The 369-nt window shown below is 43.9% G+C and carries 1 protein-coding gene; it reads right to left on the reverse strand.

What is annotated here, in order from left to right; all coding sequences use genetic code 11:
* The coding region (locus ADM33_RS00330; RefSeq protein WP_049502686.1) for a hypothetical protein at positions 1–369 on the reverse strand (369 nt) is incomplete at both ends.

Below are 369 nucleotides of genomic sequence, written 5' to 3' on the forward strand. Positions count from 1 at the left end.
CAGCATAGCTTTGCGTCCCTTGAAACGCTCATCTGCCCAGAGGCGTTCATAGGCTTCTTGTTTATCTTCTGGTAATTTTCTTCTATAAGTATTCAACAGTTCATGAAGGGCGTAGTAATCATCTAACCACAATCCTCCTTCTGGTAGGCGATGGCTAATCTCCCCTACTTCTTCGTAGGCCATCCGGTCTAGGCGACGTTTTTGACTCTCTTGTTTTCTGACATTATCAAGGATTCGATTGCGAAATTTTGTTTTGAAGTAGACGTAGAGTTTCTTTTCCTCTTCCACTAGTTCTGGATGGTGTTCTAAAAGTTCATGGAGACAGATCATGCCCTCTTGGTCCCAATCCTCTTTCTCCCACAGGTGAAG

The organism is Streptococcus oralis (genome assembly GCF_001075875.1).
Taxonomy (GTDB): Bacteria; Bacillota; Bacilli; order Lactobacillales; family Streptococcaceae; genus Streptococcus; species Streptococcus oralis_I.